Here is a 15,748-nt window from a genome sequence, read left to right as displayed (position 1 = left end):
GCTGCCGCCCTCCGGGCGGGCTACTCCTCCGCCTGCTCCGCTTCCTCGGCCTTCTTGTCGATCCCGTCCAGGACCGCCTTCGGGTTCCCGCCCGGTGCCACCGCCCGCCCGATGTTCTTCTTGAGATCGGCGCTGACCGACGCCCAGGACGTCTTGCCGACCGGCGGCAGTACGGAGTCCGGCAGCTCGTCGAGGAAGCCCTTCAGCTCCCGGTACTTCGGGTCCTCCCGCATCGCGTCGAACGCGCTCGTCGTCACCGGCAGCAGATTGTTCTGCGCGGCGAAGGCCATCACGTTCTCGTCGGTGTAGACGAAGTCGAGGAACTTGCCGATCTCGGCCCGGTTCCCGTTCTCCTTGAACGCCATGATCCAGTCGGCGACGCCCATCGCGTGCTGCGGCTTCCCCTCGGGCCCGGGGATCGCCACCGTACCCAGCTCGATGCCCGCCTTGGCGGCGATCCGCAGCAGCGACGGATGCCCGTTGAGCATGCCGACCTCGCCCCGGGCGAAGGCCGCGAAGGCTTCCTTCCGGTTGAGCTGGCCGGGGGTGACGGGCCCGGTCAGCTCCTTGTCGACCAGGTTCTCCTTCACCCACGTCACGGTGGAGATGTTCCGCTCGGAGTTGATGGTGTAGCCGGATCCGGCCACGGTGTACGAGTCACCGGCGCTGATCATCCAGTTCAGCGTCTCGGCCTGGGCCTCCTCGGGCCCCAGCGGCAGCGCGTACGGATAGACCGCCTTGGTGCCGTCCTTGAGCTGTTCGGCCGCGTCCCGCAGCTCGTTCCAGGTCTTCGGCGGCTCCTCGATCCCGGCCTCGTCGAAGAGCTTCTTGTTGTAGAAGAGCAGCCGGGTGGAGGCGACGAACGGCATCCCGTACTGGGTGCGCCGGTGCTCACCTGCGACGGCGAGCGGCCGCAGGAAGTTGGTCATCGTGCCGAGGGAGAGCAACTGGTCGACGTCGTAGAGCTTGTCGTCGGCCGCGTAGTCCGCGTAAGCGCCGATCTGGGCGATATCGGGTGCCCGGCCCGCGTCGACCATCTCCTGGACCGTACGGTCGACATTGGTCCACGGCTCGATCCGTACGTCGACCTTGATGCCCTTGTGCTTCTTCTCGAACTCCGCGACCAGACCGTCCCAGTACGCCCGGCTGCTCTGGCCGCCGTCGACGTCGTAGTCGGCCGCGACGAGACTGAGGGTGACCTCGTCCTCCCCGTCGGAACCGCAGCCGGTGAGCGTCGCGGCGGTGAGCCCGAACGCGGCGGCGGCGGCCCCGATACGCCCGTATCCGGGAGCGGCGGAACGGGGCGATCTGCGTCGGAAGAGGTGGTGTCGCACGGAGGGTGTCCCAATCTGCGTTTGCGGTTGGTCGCCGGAGCCCGCCGGATGCCGGTGCGGCGGGACTTCCGTACGCGCGGCTCGCGCGCCTGTCCCGGCGTTCCCCTGTGTCCCCGCGGGGACAGCACGAGCCCTGCGGCTACGCCCGGAATTCGAGCGATTGTTCACCAACTCCGCACAGAGGTCTATGCCACGGGGTCTCCTTTCGGCAACGGCTCGATCACTGCTTCCTCCTGCCGGTCCAGACCAATTTCGGCCGGTGGGACGTGGTACGGAGGCCCCGTTGCCGACCGGGGTGACCTGCTGCTAGGCAGGGGTGCGCGGATCTGGCCGGATCAGCCGACAGCACTCAAGCTCAAGGAGCCCGACGCATGTCCCGTACGCCCACGCCGTCCGCCACCCCCTCCCGGACCGCCGCCGAGACCGCGACCCAGCCCGCGTCCTGGCGCCGGGCCGCCGAGGCCGCCGCCGGCTTCGGCGGCTTCCCGGCGCCGGGGGAGCGGGTCGCCGTCACCGGCTGCGGCACGTCGTGGTTCATGGCGATCGCCTACGCCGCCCTGCGCGAGGCGGCCGGCCTCGGCGAGACCGACGCCTTCGCCTCCTCCGAGTTCCCGGCGGGCCGTTCGTACGACCGGATCGTGGCGATCACCCGCTCCGGTACGACGACGGAGGTCCTGGACCTCCTGGGCGAGGTGAAGGGCCGGACCCCGACGCTGGCGCTCACCGCCGACCCGGACACCCCGGTGATGGCGGCGGCCGACACCGTCGCCGTACTGGACTGGGCGGACGAGGAGTCCGTGGTGCAGACCCGGTTCGCCACCACGGCCCTGGCGTTCCTCCGGGCCGGGCTCGGCGGACTCCCCGCCGCCCTCGGCGTCAAGTCCGTCGCCGAAGCGGCGGTGGACGCCGAACTCGCCCTCACCGAACCCCTGCCGGAGGCGGTCGTCGCCGCCGAGCAGTGGACCTTCCTCGGCCGGGGCTGGACCTACGGCCTGGCCCAGGAGGCGGCGCTGAAGATGCGCGAGGCGGCGGGCGCCTGGACGGAGGCGTACCCCGCGATGGAGTACCGCCACGGCCCCATCGCCATCACCGCCCCCGGCCGGGTGACCTGGGCCTTCGGACCGCTCCCCGACGGTCTGGCGGCCGATGTCGCCGAAGTCGGCGGCACGCTGGTCGCCAACGCGCCCTGCGATCCGCTGGCCGACCTGATCCGCGTCCAGCGCCTCGCGGTCATCCTCGCGGAGTCCAAGGGGTACGACCCGGACCGCCCCCGGAACCTGTCGCGGAGCGTGATCCTGGGCTGACCGGCACGGCCCGATCCGGGTCGGGAGGCCCGGGGCGGCGGCCCCTCACCGGGGCTCCGGAAACTCGTCGGGGACCGGTCCCGGCGCCAGTATCGGGGCGCAGACGGGACAGGCGTACACCGTGGTGCCCTGCGCCACGCCCCGCCCGTCGCCGCACGGCCCCACGTACCGTACGGCGACGGGCGCGTACGTCGGCCGGCCGCACTGGCAGCAGATCGCGGTCCGCGCGGGCGGCGGCGGCTGGGTCAGCCCCTCCCCGGTCACCGCGCGGATCCCGGTCGGTTACCGGCCACCGGCCGGGGTCCGGCCGTAATCCGGAAAACGTACGGACGCGCGAGCGCGTCCCCGCTAAGGTCCCTCACGTTCGTCAGCTCCTTGTTCGAGAGTCGGCTGATGGGCCGTGCCCCCGGACGTTGCAGCGTCGCGGGGGTCCACCCGGGTCGTTCGTGCGTTCAGACGCCCGCGTACGCGGCGTCACGGGCGAGGGCCTGGTGGCGGACGCGTAAGGCGATCTCGGCGAGGCAGCCCCCGCAGGCGTACAGCTCGCCGATCGCGCCGGGGGTGTGTACGGACCCCACCCACAGCACCGGCACTTCCCGCCGCCCGCAGTAGAGCCAGCAGCCGCCGGTCAGCCAGCCGTTCCCGTCGCCGGACACGGCGGTCCCGGGCCACGAGTCCCGCCAGGGGAAGCGGGCGGCGGAGGCGCGTGGCGCCGTCACCGGCCCCCGCCCTGATGGACGCCCCGGTCCACGGCGGCGGCCAGCGCCAGCGCCACATCGGGCCGCACCCGCCCCAGCTCGATCAGCGGAATCGGATCGACGGCGGCGTACGCACAGGGGTCCACCCCCAGCGACGGCAGCCGTACCCCGGCCCGTGCCAGCGCCTCCCCGAGTGCGTCGCACGCCTCTTCGGCCTGCCTGATCGTCTCCGTCGCCATCGGTGGTCGCTCCAATCCTGATATTTCCCCCGTTTGCCTGTAAGTCATACGGGAGTTGGGCTACTGTGCGTGCTCCGAACGTCACCGAGCTTGGGCGCGGACCTTGCGGGCGACAACGGGAACGGCTGCTACTTCCACACCGTCCGGGAGTAACTTCCACAACGTTCGAAGGGGGCGCCGTGCCACCCAGGAAAGCGACGACGGGCCGCAGCCAGTCACCACGCCTGCGGTTCGCCGAGGAGCTGAAGTCGCTACGCGCCGAGTCCGGCGAGAGTCTGCGCAGACTGGCCGACCGGATGGGCTGGGACTGGTCGCTGTTCGGGAAGATGGAGAACGGCGAGACGATCGGCGGCCCGGAGGTCGCGATCGCGCTGGACCAGCACTACGGGATGCGGGGCGGACTGCTGGCGCTGTGGGAACTGGCGTTGGGGGACACGTCGCAGTTCAAGGAGCAGTACCGGCGGTATATGAAGCTTGAGGCGGAGGCGTCGGGCCTCAATCACTTCTCCGTGAGCACGATTCACGGCTTGCTCCAGACCGACGGCTACGCCACCGCCGTACTGTCGGCGGGCGGGGCGAGTGGTGTTGCACTGACTCAGCAGGTCGAGGCGCGGGCAAGCCGACGGGCGCTGCTGGTGGGGGCGGATATACCGCGCTTCCGCGCGATCCTGTCGGAGGCGGTACTGCGTAAGCCGCTGGCGCATCCCCCGGATTGGCGCGTGCAGTTGAAGCACCTGCTCGCGATGATGGAACACCCGAGGATCACACTTCAGGTGCTGCTCCAGAGCGCAGGCATACACGGTCTCGTCAGTACGGATGTCATGTTCCTGCGTCTTCCGGGAGGCCGGTCCGTGGCCTACACGGAGAACGCCCACCGGGGCGAACTCATCGAGGAAAGCGCATCCGTTGAGCGACTCCAGGTCGCATACGATGCCGTACGCGACCTGGCGCTGTCCCCTGCCGAGTCGCGGACATTCATCCTGCGGATGTTGGAGGAAGTGCCATGCGACGACCCGCGTATGACCTGAGTGCCGTCACCTGGCGTAAGAGCAGTCACAGCAACTCGGACGGCGGCGCCTGCCTGGAGGTCTCCGACGATCTCCTCACCTCCGCCGACTGGTTCAAGAGCAGTTACAGCAACCCTGACGGCGGCGCTTGCGTCGAGATCGCGGCCAATGTCCCCGCCGTGGTCCCCGTCCGTGACAGCAAGGTGCTCGACGGTCCGGTCCTGATCTTCCCGGCCGCCGACTGGTCCTCGTTCGTCACCGCCGTGAAGAGGGGCACGCTCCCCGCCTGACCGAACACGTCTCCGTCGTACCCGCGAGCCGATGGCAGCCCCTGCCGTCGGCTCGCGGTCGTCTGTTCGGCGGTCATATGTGCTCGGCGCACATTTGTCGCGCTCCGCAACGCCGAGATCACCATTTTCCCCCATTTGGTGGTTCGGCAAACGGGTGTCGCGTGACGTTGTGTGCGCCTGGCGGCATGAGAATGGGAGGCTAACGGGGGGCGGACGCCATGGACCCCCCTCGGCGCCAGGCCGATCCGGCGCACCCCCACTCTCCCCGAAGGGAGCGTCATGCCGTCGAGGAAAGCGACCTCGGGACGCAGTCAGTCCCCCCGCCAACGATTCGCGGAGGAACTCCGCATCCTCCGCGCCGAGAGAGGCGAAACGCTGCGCCAGCTGGGCGACGCGCTGGGCTGGGACTGGGCCCTGTTCGGAAGGCTGGAGAAAGGGGAGAGCCTGGGCGGCGCGGACGTCGCGGAAGCGCTCGACCAGCACTACGGGACGAAGGGCGGGCTGACGGCCCTCTGGGAACTGGCGCTCGCCGACCCGGGCCAGTTCAAACCGCAGTACCGCAGGTACATGTTGCTGGAGGCACTCGCCGTGAACATGTGGCACTTCGCCGTGGGCCTGTTGCCGGGGGTGCTCCAGACGAAGGAGTACGCCACCGAGGTGCTGACCGCCGGCGGTCTCACCGGCCAGGACCTCGATCAGCAGGTGGAGGCCCGGGTCAGCCGGGCGGAGCTGCTGACACTGGACGGGGAGACGCACTTTCGGACGATTATCTCCGAGGCGGTCCTGACGACCCCGCTGGCGGACCAGGGCGCGTGGCGGCGGCAGTTGGAGCATCTGCTGGCGATGAGCGAGCTGCCGAACGTCAGTGTCCAGGTACTACGGCAGGCGTCGGGCATCCACGGCCTCACCAACACGGACACGATGTTCCTGCGCTCCCCGGAGGACACCACCGTGGCATGGGTGGAGACCGGCTACGCGGGCTACCTGGTGGAGGACAGGCCCGCCGTCAACCGCCTCTGGTTCGCCTACGATTCGGTACGCGACCTCGCCCTGTCGCCCGGCGAGTCGCGGACGTTCATCCTGCGGAAGCTGGAGGAGATGTCATGCGACACCACGTCCTCGACGTGAACGCGCTCACCTGGCGCAAGAGCAGCCACAGCAACCCGGACGGCGGCCAGTGCCTGGAGGTCTCCGACGACCTCCTGACCACAGCGGTGGTCCCGGTCCGCGACAGCAAGTCGCCCCAGGGCCCCGTTCTGATGCTCCCCGCCACCGGCTGGTCCGCCTTCGTCACGGCGGTCAGGACGCGCGACCTCACCGGATAGAACCTCCGGCCTCCGGCGGCTACTTCGGGTCGCGGTGGAAGAGGGATGTCGACCAGAGGTAGCCGAGGACCGTCAGGGCCGCGCACCAGGCGAGGGCGAGCCAGCCGTGGTGGCCGATCTCCGTGCCCAGGAGCAGGCCGCGCAGGGTTTCGATGGCCGGGGTGAAGGGCTGGTACTCGGCGACCGGACGGAGCCAGCCCGGCATGGTCTCGGCGGGGATGAACGCGCTGGAGATCAGCGGCAGCAGGATCAGCGGCATCGCGGAGTTGCCGGCCGCCTCGGGGTTCGGGCTGGACAGGCCCATGCCGACCGCGATCCAGGTGAGGGCCAGGGAGAAGAGGGCGATCAGGCCGAAGGCGGCCAGCCACTCCAGGGCGTTGGCTTCGGTGGAGCGGAAGCCGATGGCTACGCCGACGGCTCCGACGACGAGCACGCTCAGGACCGATTGCAGCACGCTGCCGACGACATGTCCGATGAGGACCGAGCCGCGGTGGATCGCCATGGTGCGGAACCGGGCGATGATGCCCTCGGTCATATCCATCGCCATGTAGACCGCGGCGCCGATGGTCGTACTGCCGACGGTCATCAGCAGGATGCCCGGCACGATGTAGGCGATGTAGTCGGAGCGGTCCGCGCCCCCGCCGAGTCCCGCGCTCATGGCGTCGCCGAAGACATAGACGAAGAGCAGCAGCATCATCACCGGCGTCAGCAGCAGGTTGAGCGTGGCGGACGGATAGCGCCGGGCGTGCAGCAGATTGCGGCGCAGCATGGTGGTGGAGTCGCGCAGGGTGAGGGAGAGGGTGTTCATCGGGCGGTCTCCTCGGTCCGGGCGGGGGTGGCGTCGCCGGTCAGGGCGAAGAAGACGTCGTCCAGGTCGGGGGTGTGCACGGTCAGCTCGTCCGCCTCGATTCCGGCGGAGTCCAGCCAGTCGAGGACGGCCCGCAGCTCGCGCTGGCTGCCGTCGCTGGGGAGCCGGAGGGTGAGGGCCTCGTCGTCGCGGGTGGTCTCCCGCAGGGCGGCGGCGGCGTTCCGATAGGCCGCCGGGTCGGTGAAGCGGAGCCGGACGTGGCCGCCGGGGACCGTCCGCTTCAACTCCTCGGGGCTGCCCTCGGCGGCGATCCGGCCGTGGTGGAGTACGGCGACCCGGTCGGCGAGTTCATCGGCCTCTTCGAGGTACTGGGTGGTGAGGAGGACGGTGACGCCTTCGGCGACCAGCGCGCGGACGATGGACCAGACGTTGTGGCGCGATCGCGGGTCGAGCCCGGTGGTGGGCTCGTCGAGGAAGATGATCCGCGGGCCGCCCATCAGCGTCATGGCGATGTCCAGGCGCCGTTTCATGCCGCCGGAGTAGCTCTGGACCTGTTTGTCCGCGGCGTCGGTGAGGTCGAAGCGGTCCAGCAGTTCGGCGGCGAGGCGCCTGCCCTCGCGGCCGGGCAGATGGTTGAGGTCCGCCATCAGCCGCATGTTCTCGGCGCCGGTGATCAGCCCGTCGACGGCGGAGAACTGGCCGGTGACACCGATCGCGGCCCGGACCCGGTCGGGGGCGCCCGCGATGTCGTGTCCGGCGACCCGCGCCTGTCCGCCGTCGGCGGTGACGAGGGTGGAGAGGATCTTCACGGCAGTGGTCTTGCCCGCGCCGTTGGGGCCGAGCAGGGCGAAGACGGACCCTTCCGGGATGTGCAGGTCGATGCCGTCGAGGACGGTCTGTTCGCCGTACGCCTTGCGCAGGCCGGTGGCGGAGACGGCGGCGGGTCGTACGCCGTCCGACTGTCGTGATGTGGGCATGACAGATAGCCCCATGGTGCTCTCCTCTTTCGAAGAATCCGGTGATGGGGATGGAGGGGGATGGCGGGGGGTGGGGGCGCCGGGGCTTCGAGTCCGCCCCGGCGCGCGGTGCCGCTACTTCCCGGTCGCGTTCCCGGCCGTGCCGGGCTCCGCGCCGACGGATCGCTGGTAGGCGTCCGCGTAGGTGGGCGAGTCCTTGATCAGCCCGTCGCAGAACGCGGCGACGTCCGGGCCGGTGACCTCCAGGACGCCCTTGCCCGCGGCGGCGCCCTCCTCGAAGAAGTCCACGATCCCGGTGAGCAGGGGCCCATCGGCCAGCTCGACCGGCCCGACCTTGAAGAGGTAGCGCCGCATCTCCTCGTAGACGATCCGATAGTCCGGCGGGAGCGCCTTGACCCGGGCCGTGTGCGCCCGCCACTGCTTCTTGCCCTCGATGATGTCCCGGATGCTCATCTCAGCCCTCCAGCCGCTTCAGTTTCCGTGCGACATTCCTGTTCAACTGCTCGCGCCAGCGGTCCCGGTAGGTCCGGGCGCCCTCGCCGCCGACCAGGGCCGCGCAGAAGCCCCCGATGTCGTCGCCGAGCACCTCGTCGACGCTCAGGCCGTCCGCCGCAGTCTCTTCGAGGAGCCCGAGGGCGGAGTCGTGGATCGGCATCAGATTGCGGCCGGTGAAGTCCCCGTGCGGGAAGAGGTGGCCCTTGATCTCCTCCCAGGCCGCCCGGTGCGCCTCGGGCAGGACCGCCGCCCGGGCTTCGAACGCCTTCCACTCCCTGGTGAGGTCACTGCCGGTGACGGTCTCCCAGAAGTTCATTTCCCGCCCTCCTTGAGCCTGTCGATACGAGATGAGACGTACTGCCATTTCGCCCAGAACTTGGCGAGTTCCTCGCGTCCGGCGTCGTTGAGCGTGAAGAACTTGCGCGGCGGTCCGGCCTCGGACCGGCGCTTCGTCACCTGGACGAGTCCGTTCCGCTCCAGCCGCAGCAGGATGGTGTAGACCGTGCCCTCCACGACGTCGGGGAAGCCGAGTCCATGGAGTCGGCGGGTGATGGCGTAGCCGTACGTCTCCTCCTTGTCGATGATCTGGAGCACGCATCCTTCGAGCGTGCCCTTCAGCATCTCCGTCAGGTCGTCCATGCCGGACCCACCTCGGTTTCTCTCGGTACTACGTGGTGCCGAGTACCACTATACGGTGTCACCGAGTAGTGGGGATTGTGGCCTGCGTCACAGTGGGATCGGGTGCCCTTGTCGCGGGCTGGCACGGGCTTTTATCGCGGGGTCGCCGCGCGGAACGCCCGCCGGTACGCCCCCGGGGTCGTGCCGAGCGCGGAGACGAAGCGGCGGCGGAGGTTGGTCGCCGAGGAGAGCCCGGCCCGGCGGGCCACCGTCTCCAGCGGGAGGTCCGTGGCCTCCAGGAGCTCCCGGGCCGCGGCGATCCGCTGGGCGAGCAGCCAGCGGCCGGGGCTCGTACCGAGCTGTTCGGTGAAGCGGCGGGCCAGGGTGCGGACCGAGACGCCCGCGTGGTCCGCCAGGTCCGCGAGGTCCACCGGGTCCGGGTCCCCGATCCGGGTCACCGCCCACTCCAGGAGCGGGGCCAGCGTGCCGTCGAAGTCGGCCGGGCGGGGCGGGGCCGCGTACTGGAGCTGGCCGCCCTCGCGGTGCGGGGGCATCACCATGCTGCGGGCGATCCGGGCCGCGTGGCGGGCGCCGTGGTCGTGGCGGACCAGATGGAGGCAGAGGTCGATCCCGGCGCCCGAGCCCGCACTGGTGGCGACGTCGCCGTGGTCGACGTAGAGGACGTCCGGATCGAGCCGTACGGCGGGGAAGCGCGCGGCGAACTCCTCCGCCTGCCCCCAGTGCGTCGTGGCGCGGCGGCCGTCGAGCAGACCGGCGTACGCGAGGACGAACGCGCCGGAGCAGATGCTGACTATCCGGGCGCCCCGGGTATGGGCCCGTCGCAGGGCCCGTACGACCTGCGGGGACGGCGGCTGTCCGATCGGCAGCCAGCCGGGGATCACCACGGTGTCCGCCCGGTCCAGCGCGTCCAGGCCGTCCGGGACGAGCATGTCGTAACCGGCGAGGGTCGCGACCGGGCCCGGGCGCTCCGCGCAGACCGTGAACTCGTAGCGGGCCGGGATGCCGGGGTGTGCGACTCCGAACACCTCGGCGGCGCAGGAGAGTTCGAAGGTCGACTGCGGCGGATGGGCGAGGGCCGCGACACGATGCATGGCAGGAAAGTACCGCAGCATGTCATTCGAGACACTCGGCCGGACGGCGGACGGCGGCGAGGCTGGACCGTATGACCACAGAACAGCAGGAACAGCAGGAGCACGCGTACGCCGGGCCGGGCTATGTCTGGTCGGCGCTGGCCGACGCGCCCGTCAACGAACTCTTCCCCGGGATCCGTCAGCGCCCCCTGTGGCGCGGCGACGGCGGGGCGAGCGCACAGGTACTGGAGATGGATCCCGGCTCCCGGTGGGAGGGGATCGACGTCCACGCCCCGGGCCCCGAGGAGGTCTATGTGATCTCCGGGGTCTTCAACGACGGTGAACGGGACTATCCGGCGGGGAGCTTCATCCATGCCCCGGCGGGGTCCTCGCACATCCCGCAGACCGAGACGGGGTGCGAGATCTTCGTGTTCTATCCGGCGGGCTGACGGGCTGGCGGGCTGACGGGTCGAACGGCCGGCAGCGGCCCGGCGCGGGGAAGCGGCCCCTGGAGCACCCCCGTGACTCCAGGGACCGCGGCTCGTGGTTCTCGGCCGGCCGGTCGGCCGCTCAGCCGGTCGCGCGCAGGGCCGCCGTCTCCTGCCAGCGGCGGCCCGCCGCCTCGAACATCGCGGGATAGACGCCGAACCGGCGAAGGGGCTTGATGCCCGCCAGATAGGCCCGGCCGAACCGGCCGTTGGGCTTCACCAGGACCGCCATCTGGGCGTGGTAGCCGCCGGAGCCGTCGGGGACCCAGCCCAGGTGGAGCGCCGCGTGGACCGTCCGGTTGGCGATCTCGGCGAGCCATTCGTCCCGGGTCGTGTAGACCGAGCGGAACGGGATCGGCCGGGAGTCCGGGCCCCGGGGCCCGTCGCGCAGATCGTCCGGCAGGCGCTCGCGGAGCGACGGGACGCGGGCCCCGATCCCCGTACCGGGCCCGTCCCAGCCCAGCAGCGCGCCCAGCTTCCAGCGGAGCCCGAGCAGGGTGGCCGCCACCGGGTGCGCGAACGGCGAGGACGACCGCTCCGGTACCGCCCCTCCCGCGTGAGGGGCGGTACCGGAGAACTGGCGTACGAGATGGATCAGATCGTCCGGGCCGCCGGGCGTCGGCAGCCGCCAGACGTCCGCGAGGGCGAAGTCCCCGGCGATGGCGTGGACCCGCCACGGGCGGGCGGTGTGCGCGCTCGCGGGCAGCCGCATGTTCTCCCCCAAGATCTATACGGTGGCGTATGTGACGAGGCTAGACGGATCTATACGGTGCCGTCTATACGTTGCCGTATATATCTCGGGCGGATGAGGAGTCGGAAACGTGGGCGTGACCAGAACACCCCGGAGCACCTGGATCGAGGAGGGTCTGCGGGCCCTTGCCGCGGGCGGACCCGAAGCGGTCCGGATCGAAACCCTGGCCCATGCCCTCGGTGTCAGCAAGGGCGGCTTCTACGGGCACTTCGCCAACCGCGACGCCCTGCTCACCGAGATGCTCGACGTCTGGGAACGGGACGGCACCGAGGTCGTGATCGCCCGGGTCGAGAACCGGGGCGGGGACGCCAGGACGAAACTGGCCCGCCTCTTCGGGATCGTCGCCGTCAGGAGTGAGGAGACCCCGGCCACCAGCATCGCCGCCGATCTGGCGATCCGCGACTGGGCCCGCCGCGACGAAGGCGTCGCCCGCAGGCTGCGCCGGGTCGACAACAAGCGGATGGAGTATCTGCGCTCCCTCTACCGGGAGTTCTGCCCGGACGAGGCGGATGTCGAGGCCCGGAGCACGATCGCGTACGCCCTCCGGATCGCCTACCACTCCATGGCGGTCGACCACGGCGCGTACACCCGGGACGAGGTGATGGAGCTGATCAAGGTCCGACTCCACGCGTGACGCCTCCCGCGGGGTCGCCTCCCGCTGCGGGGTGCGCCGCGCCTGGGGTTTTTAGCGCCTCGGCCCTCCGGGGTGCCGTCCCGAAAGACCCGGGCCGCGCCCGGCGCCCTGATGTCGTCGGCGGTCTGCGGACCGTGGCCGGCTTGTCGCGCAGTTCCCCGCGCCCCTGGTTGCCCTCCTGGTCCCGTCTCGGAAGGAGACGGGACCGTCTTCCCGGGGTGGGTACCCCTTTTCAGGGGCGGTGCCGGGGAGAGAGCACTTAGGGGCGCTGGGGGTCCCCCCATTGCCGAAGGCATAGGGGGCGTAAAAGCTACTCCGCGCCCTTCAGCGCCTCCCGCAGATGGCCGTTCGACTCCTCCAGCAGACGCGCGGCCGACTTCGCGTCCGTACCGGCGAGGATCATCAGGATCGCGGGCTTCACCTCGCCGCCCGTCGCCTCCAGGGCCGATTCGATCTCGTCGGCGGCGGCGCCCGTCGCGAAGGAGACGATCCGGCGGGAGCGGGCCCGGAGTTTGTCGTTGGAGGCGCGCAGGTCGACCATGAGGTTTCCGTACGTCTTGCCCAGCCGGATCATCGTGATCGTGGAGATCATGTTGAGGACCAGCTTCTGGGCCGTACCGGCCTTCAGCCGGGTGGAGCCGCTGAGGAGTTCGGGGCCGACGACCACCTCCAGGCCGTGCTCGGCCGCCGCCGCGAGCGGGCTGTTCGCGTTGTTGGAGAGGCCGACGGTCAGCGCCCCGACGCCCCGGGCGTACCCGACCGCGCCGACCGCGTAGGGCGTACGGCCCGAGGCGGAGACCCCGACCACCGTGTCGTCCGGGCCCACGCCCAGCCGGGCCAGATCCTGCGCCGCCAGGTCCGGCCGGTCCTCCGCGCCCTCGACGGCCGTCACGAACGCCGCCGTACCGCCCGCGATCAGACCCACGACCCGCTCCGGGGCCGTATTGAAGGTCGGCGGGCACTCACTGGCGTCCAGCAGGCCCATCCGGCCCGCCGTGCCCGCGCCCGCGTAGATCAGCCGGCCGCCGCGGGCCATCCGCTCCGCCGCCGCGTCGATCGCCGCGGCGATGGCGGGGAGCTGGTCCGCGACCGCGCCCGGGACCGTCCGGTCCTCGGTGTTCATCAGCCGGGCGATGTCGAGCGTCGGCAGCCGGTCGATCTCGGCGAGGTCGGGCCGGAACGCCTCGGTGGTGAGGGCGGCCAGCTGGGCACCGAGTTCGCGGTACGCGGGGGAGGTGGGCGTCATGGGCGGCTTCCTCATCGATGGGTGGTGGTCCGGGGGGAGTGCCGGTGCGCGAGGGCCTCGTAGGAGGCGGCGAGGGCGGGCGCCGCGGTCTCGTAGGTCCGCTGTGCCACGCCTATGAAGAGACAGTCCACGACCAGCAGCTGGCCCGTACGGGACGACATGGCGGCGGGCCGCAGCTCGCTCTCCCGCGCGGTCGACGTGGTCAGGACGTGGTCGGCGTACTGGGCGACCGGGCTGTCGGGGCGGCCGGTGATCGCGACGGTCGTCGCACCGCGTTCGAAGGCGGTACGGAGCGGTTCGATGACGTCGCCCGTGGAGCCCGAGTGGGTGATGGCGATCGCCACATCGCCCGAGCGGAGCTGGACGGCGTTGGTGACCGCGAGATGCGGATCGGCGTGGGCATGGGCGATCAGCCCGATCCTGAGGAGCTTCTGCGCCAGGTCCATCCCGACCAGCGACGAGGCGCCGACGCCGTAGATATCGATCCTGCGGGCGGTCGCGGCGGCCACGACCGCGGCGGTGAGCTGGGTGATGTCGAGTCCGGCGGCGGTGTCGGCGAGGGTCTGCCGCTCGTCGTGGGCGAGCTTGGCGACGACGTCCCCGATCGGGTCGTCCACCGCGATGTCCGCGGTGACGCTGGGGGCGCGGCCGGACTGCTGGTGGGCGGCGAGCCCGGCGAGGGCCAGCCGCAGATCGCGGTAGCCGGGATAGCCGAGCAGCCGGGCGGTACGGACCACGGTGGCCTCACTCGTTCCGGTCCTGGTCGCGAGACCGGTGACCGTGAGGGCGGCGCAGCCGGCGGGATCGTCGGCCACGGCCTCGGCGACCCGCTGCATCGAGCGCGTCATGGACGGGCTGAGCGTACGGACCTTGGCGGCGAGGGCGGCGGGGGCGGGCGGTGTGTCGCTGGCGGCTGCCCCCTTGTTGAAAATTTCCTTCACTGGGTTACCCATGGTATGAAAGCTATTTTCACATCATGGGGCCGGTCAAGACCCCTGTCGGTATCCGCTTGGTAATAGGGCGGGCAACGAAGTGCCAGCTCGCGGGGGGTGAGGGCCGGTACGGACGGGGCGCGCGGGCCGTTCGGGCGGTGCGGGACAATGGGCATCATGGACGCCGCCGACGACGCTGCCGCCGCCGACCCGCTGGAGCGGGCGCTGCACACCGCCCGCGCCCTGATCCTCGGCGATCTCGCGGCCCGGGACGTCGCGGACCCCGATGTGGTCTCGCTGGTGGAGGACGCGGTCACCCACCGCCGCTGGTGGGTCGGGCAGTGGCCCGAAGGCGCCGACTACGTCACCGGACTCGTGGCCCAGGACGTCCAGGACGCCCTCCTGGAACGGCACGGCCGCTGGCCGCTCTGCCCGGTCTGCGACACGGGCGACCCGCACGCCCTCGGCGTCGAACCCGAACTCGGCGCCGACCCCCACTGGGTCTGCGAGGCGGCCGGGGTGGTCGTGGCCCGGGTCGGCTCGCTGGGCGGCGGTACGGGTGCCCCGGGCGGCATCGGCCCGGCGGGCGCGGACACCGCCTGATGGCCGTCTACATCGATCCGCCGACCTGGCCCGGCCACGGCACGACCTGGTCGCACCTGGTCAGCGATGTCTCCTACGACGAACTCCACACCTTCGCGGCGGCCATCGGCTGCCCGCGCCGCGCCTTCGAACGCGACCACTACGACGTCCCGGCCCACCGCTATGCCGCCGCCGTGGGGGCGGGCGCGATCGAGGTCCCCAGCCGCGAGATCGTCCGCCTGCTGCTGGCGGCGGGCCTGCGGCACCGCAAGACCGGACCGGCGTAGGGCGGACCGGCCAGGGGCGGGCTCAGTGGACCTCAGGCCGGGAAGGCCGAGGTGTCGATCTTCAGATCGAAGGGCTCGGGAAGGTGGAGCTGATCGCCGAACGGCACGCGCCGGGCGAGCTGGTAGGCCCCGTTCTTGGGCTCGGTGAAGACCGTCGAGGTCGGTCCGTGCCGGTCGAAGCGGTCGACGAGAAGATAGGTCGGGATTCCGGCCTGTGCGTAGGCGTCGCGCTTCTTGCCGCGATCGTCGGCCGCGTTGAAGGGTGATGTGACCTCGATGACCAGCAGTGCCTCACCGGCGTCCACGGGCATGTTCTTTTCCGCGGGTACGGCCGCCACCACCTCGTCCGGGATGACGACCAGATCCGGGATGTAGAGCTTTTCCGAGGTCACGATCTGGATGCCCAGGGTCTGGAAGATCTCCCAGTCGTCCGGAAGTACGGTGAGCAGCGCCCGTTGCAGCTTGGCCGTGATCCGGTTGTGCTGGGCGTGCGGCGGTGGAACCACGTGGATCTGTCCTTCGGCGATTTCCGCGTGCCAACCCTCGGGCACGTCCAGTTCCCGCCATGTCTCCAGGAGGGAGTCCCACGGTCGGTCATGCGACATCTGGACCCTTTCGGCCATCGCAGCTGTCATCGCGAAT

22 protein-coding genes are annotated in these 15,748 nt (G+C 70.9%); 9 read left to right on the top strand and 13 right to left on the bottom strand.

The window, feature by feature from the left end:
- Positions 1–20 precede the first annotated feature (20 nt).
- The gene (locus ABZ714_RS01400; RefSeq protein WP_358823235.1) at positions 21–1,274 is read right to left on the bottom strand and encodes an extracellular solute-binding protein; all 1,254 of its coding nucleotides are present in this window, start codon (positions 1,272–1,274) and stop codon (positions 21–23) included.
- A gap of 431 nt (positions 1,275–1,705) precedes the next feature.
- Here ABZ714_RS01400 and ABZ714_RS01395 point away from each other — a divergent pair, with 431 nt between their 5' ends.
- Positions 1,706–2,638 (top strand): sugar isomerase, encoded by a 933-nt coding sequence (locus tag ABZ714_RS01395; protein ID WP_358823054.1) that lies wholly within the window; start codon positions 1,706–1,708, stop codon positions 2,636–2,638.
- A 452-nt stretch (positions 2,639–3,090) separates the two neighbouring features.
- Here ABZ714_RS01395 and ABZ714_RS01390 read toward each other — a convergent pair whose 3' ends face one another.
- Together ABZ714_RS01390 and ABZ714_RS01385 are read right to left on the bottom strand one after the other, a co-directional pair.
- Positions 3,091–3,357: a hypothetical protein gene (locus ABZ714_RS01390; protein WP_358823053.1), complete on the bottom strand. Its 267-nt coding sequence runs from the start codon at positions 3,355–3,357 to the stop codon at positions 3,091–3,093.
- Complete coding sequence (locus tag ABZ714_RS01385) at positions 3,354–3,575, bottom strand: hypothetical protein (protein ID WP_358823052.1); 222 nt, start codon at positions 3,573–3,575, stop codon at positions 3,354–3,356. Before ABZ714_RS01385 ends, ABZ714_RS01390 begins: the two co-directional genes overlap by 4 nt.
- 179 nt (positions 3,576–3,754) lie before the next feature.
- Here ABZ714_RS01385 and ABZ714_RS01380 point away from each other — a divergent pair, with 179 nt between their 5' ends.
- The 4 genes from ABZ714_RS01380 (at position 3,755) to ABZ714_RS01365 (ending at position 6,197) form a co-directional block, all read left to right on the top strand.
- Positions 3,755–4,603, top strand: a complete 849-nt coding sequence (locus ABZ714_RS01380; protein WP_358823051.1) for a helix-turn-helix transcriptional regulator — start codon at positions 3,755–3,757, stop codon at positions 4,601–4,603.
- Entirely contained in the window at positions 4,579–4,872 is a 294-nt protein-coding gene (locus tag ABZ714_RS01375; RefSeq protein ID WP_358823050.1) for a DUF397 domain-containing protein, read from the top strand. The genes ABZ714_RS01380 and ABZ714_RS01375 overlap by 25 nt, the downstream gene beginning before the upstream one ends.
- 279 nt (positions 4,873–5,151) lie before the next feature.
- A complete protein-coding gene (locus ABZ714_RS01370) occupies positions 5,152–6,000 on the top strand; it encodes a helix-turn-helix transcriptional regulator (RefSeq protein ID WP_358823049.1) in 849 nt (282 codons plus the stop codon).
- Positions 5,976–6,197, top strand: a complete 222-nt coding sequence (locus tag ABZ714_RS01365) for a DUF397 domain-containing protein (protein WP_358823048.1) — start codon at positions 5,976–5,978, stop codon at positions 6,195–6,197. The genes ABZ714_RS01370 and ABZ714_RS01365 overlap by 25 nt, the downstream gene beginning before the upstream one ends.
- A 19-nt stretch (positions 6,198–6,216) precedes the next feature.
- Here the strand turns inward: ABZ714_RS01365 and ABZ714_RS01360 are convergent, their stop codons facing one another.
- The 6 genes from ABZ714_RS01360 to ABZ714_RS01335 all read right to left on the bottom strand — a co-directional run bounded on the left by ABZ714_RS01360 (position 6,217) and on the right by ABZ714_RS01335 (position 10,207).
- Positions 6,217–7,005: an ABC transporter permease gene (locus ABZ714_RS01360; RefSeq protein ID WP_358823047.1), complete on the bottom strand. Its 789-nt coding sequence runs from the start codon at positions 7,003–7,005 to the stop codon at positions 6,217–6,219.
- The gene (locus ABZ714_RS01355; protein ID WP_358823046.1) at positions 7,002–7,982 is read right to left on the bottom strand and encodes an ATP-binding cassette domain-containing protein; all 981 of its coding nucleotides are present in this window, start codon (positions 7,980–7,982) and stop codon (positions 7,002–7,004) included. The genes ABZ714_RS01360 and ABZ714_RS01355 overlap by 4 nt, the downstream gene beginning before the upstream one ends.
- Positions 7,983–8,096: 114 nt before the next feature.
- Positions 8,097–8,435 (bottom strand): DUF1048 domain-containing protein, encoded by a 339-nt coding sequence (locus tag ABZ714_RS01350; RefSeq protein WP_358823045.1) that lies wholly within the window; start codon positions 8,433–8,435, stop codon positions 8,097–8,099.
- Position 8,436: 1 nt separating this feature from the next.
- Entirely contained in the window at positions 8,437–8,793 is a 357-nt protein-coding gene (locus tag ABZ714_RS01345) for a DUF1048 domain-containing protein (RefSeq protein WP_358823044.1), read from the bottom strand.
- On the bottom strand, positions 8,790–9,116 hold the full coding sequence (locus ABZ714_RS01340) for a PadR family transcriptional regulator (RefSeq protein WP_358823043.1): 327 nt from the start codon (positions 9,114–9,116) through the stop codon (positions 8,790–8,792). Before ABZ714_RS01340 ends, ABZ714_RS01345 begins: the two co-directional genes overlap by 4 nt.
- Positions 9,117–9,247: 131 nt before the next feature.
- Positions 9,248–10,207: a helix-turn-helix domain-containing protein gene (locus ABZ714_RS01335; protein WP_358823042.1), complete on the bottom strand. Its 960-nt coding sequence runs from the start codon at positions 10,205–10,207 to the stop codon at positions 9,248–9,250.
- A 71-nt stretch (positions 10,208–10,278) separates the two neighbouring features.
- On the opposite strand from ABZ714_RS01335, the gene ABZ714_RS01330 reads away from it, so the two are divergent.
- Entirely contained in the window at positions 10,279–10,635 is a 357-nt protein-coding gene (locus tag ABZ714_RS01330) for a cupin domain-containing protein (RefSeq protein WP_358823041.1), read from the top strand.
- Between the two features lie 121 nt (positions 10,636–10,756).
- Here the strand turns inward: ABZ714_RS01330 and ABZ714_RS01325 are convergent, their stop codons facing one another.
- The gene (locus tag ABZ714_RS01325; protein WP_358823234.1) at positions 10,757–11,386 is read right to left on the bottom strand and encodes a DUF2867 domain-containing protein; all 630 of its coding nucleotides are present in this window, start codon (positions 11,384–11,386) and stop codon (positions 10,757–10,759) included.
- A gap of 109 nt (positions 11,387–11,495) precedes the next feature.
- Here ABZ714_RS01325 and ABZ714_RS01320 point away from each other — a divergent pair, with 109 nt between their 5' ends.
- Positions 11,496–12,059 carry a TetR/AcrR family transcriptional regulator gene (locus ABZ714_RS01320; protein WP_358823040.1) on the top strand — a complete coding sequence of 188 codons (564 nt, stop codon included), beginning with the start codon at positions 11,496–11,498 and terminating at the stop codon, positions 12,057–12,059.
- 310 nt (positions 12,060–12,369) lie between these two features.
- Here the strand turns inward: ABZ714_RS01320 and murQ are convergent, their stop codons facing one another.
- Positions 12,370–13,305: an N-acetylmuramic acid 6-phosphate etherase gene (murQ, locus tag ABZ714_RS01315; protein WP_358823039.1), complete on the bottom strand. Its 936-nt coding sequence runs from the start codon at positions 13,303–13,305 to the stop codon at positions 12,370–12,372.
- A gap of 11 nt (positions 13,306–13,316) precedes the next feature.
- Positions 13,317–14,258, bottom strand: a complete 942-nt coding sequence (locus tag ABZ714_RS01310; RefSeq protein ID WP_358823038.1) for a MurR/RpiR family transcriptional regulator — start codon at positions 14,256–14,258, stop codon at positions 13,317–13,319.
- Between the two features lie 156 nt (positions 14,259–14,414).
- On the opposite strand from ABZ714_RS01310, the gene ABZ714_RS01305 reads away from it, so the two are divergent.
- Positions 14,415–14,840 (top strand): hypothetical protein, encoded by a 426-nt coding sequence (locus ABZ714_RS01305; RefSeq protein ID WP_358823037.1) that lies wholly within the window; start codon positions 14,415–14,417, stop codon positions 14,838–14,840.
- On the top strand, positions 14,840–15,106 hold the full coding sequence (locus ABZ714_RS01300; RefSeq protein ID WP_358823036.1) for a DUF4031 domain-containing protein: 267 nt from the start codon (positions 14,840–14,842) through the stop codon (positions 15,104–15,106). Before ABZ714_RS01305 ends, ABZ714_RS01300 begins: the two co-directional genes overlap by 1 nt.
- A gap of 32 nt (positions 15,107–15,138) precedes the next feature.
- On the opposite strand, the gene ABZ714_RS01295 is transcribed toward ABZ714_RS01300, so the two are convergent.
- Complete coding sequence (locus ABZ714_RS01295; RefSeq protein ID WP_358823035.1) at positions 15,139–15,741, bottom strand: Uma2 family endonuclease; 603 nt, start codon at positions 15,739–15,741, stop codon at positions 15,139–15,141.
- Positions 15,742–15,748: the final 7 nt, after the last annotated feature.

Origin of the sequence: Streptomyces sp. NPDC006798, assembly GCF_040635975.1 — a bacterium.
Lineage (GTDB): Bacteria > Actinomycetota > Actinomycetes > Streptomycetales > Streptomycetaceae > Streptomyces.
The sequence above is the reverse complement of the archived record's forward strand: the minus strand, read 5'-3'. Positions and strand labels throughout refer to the sequence as shown.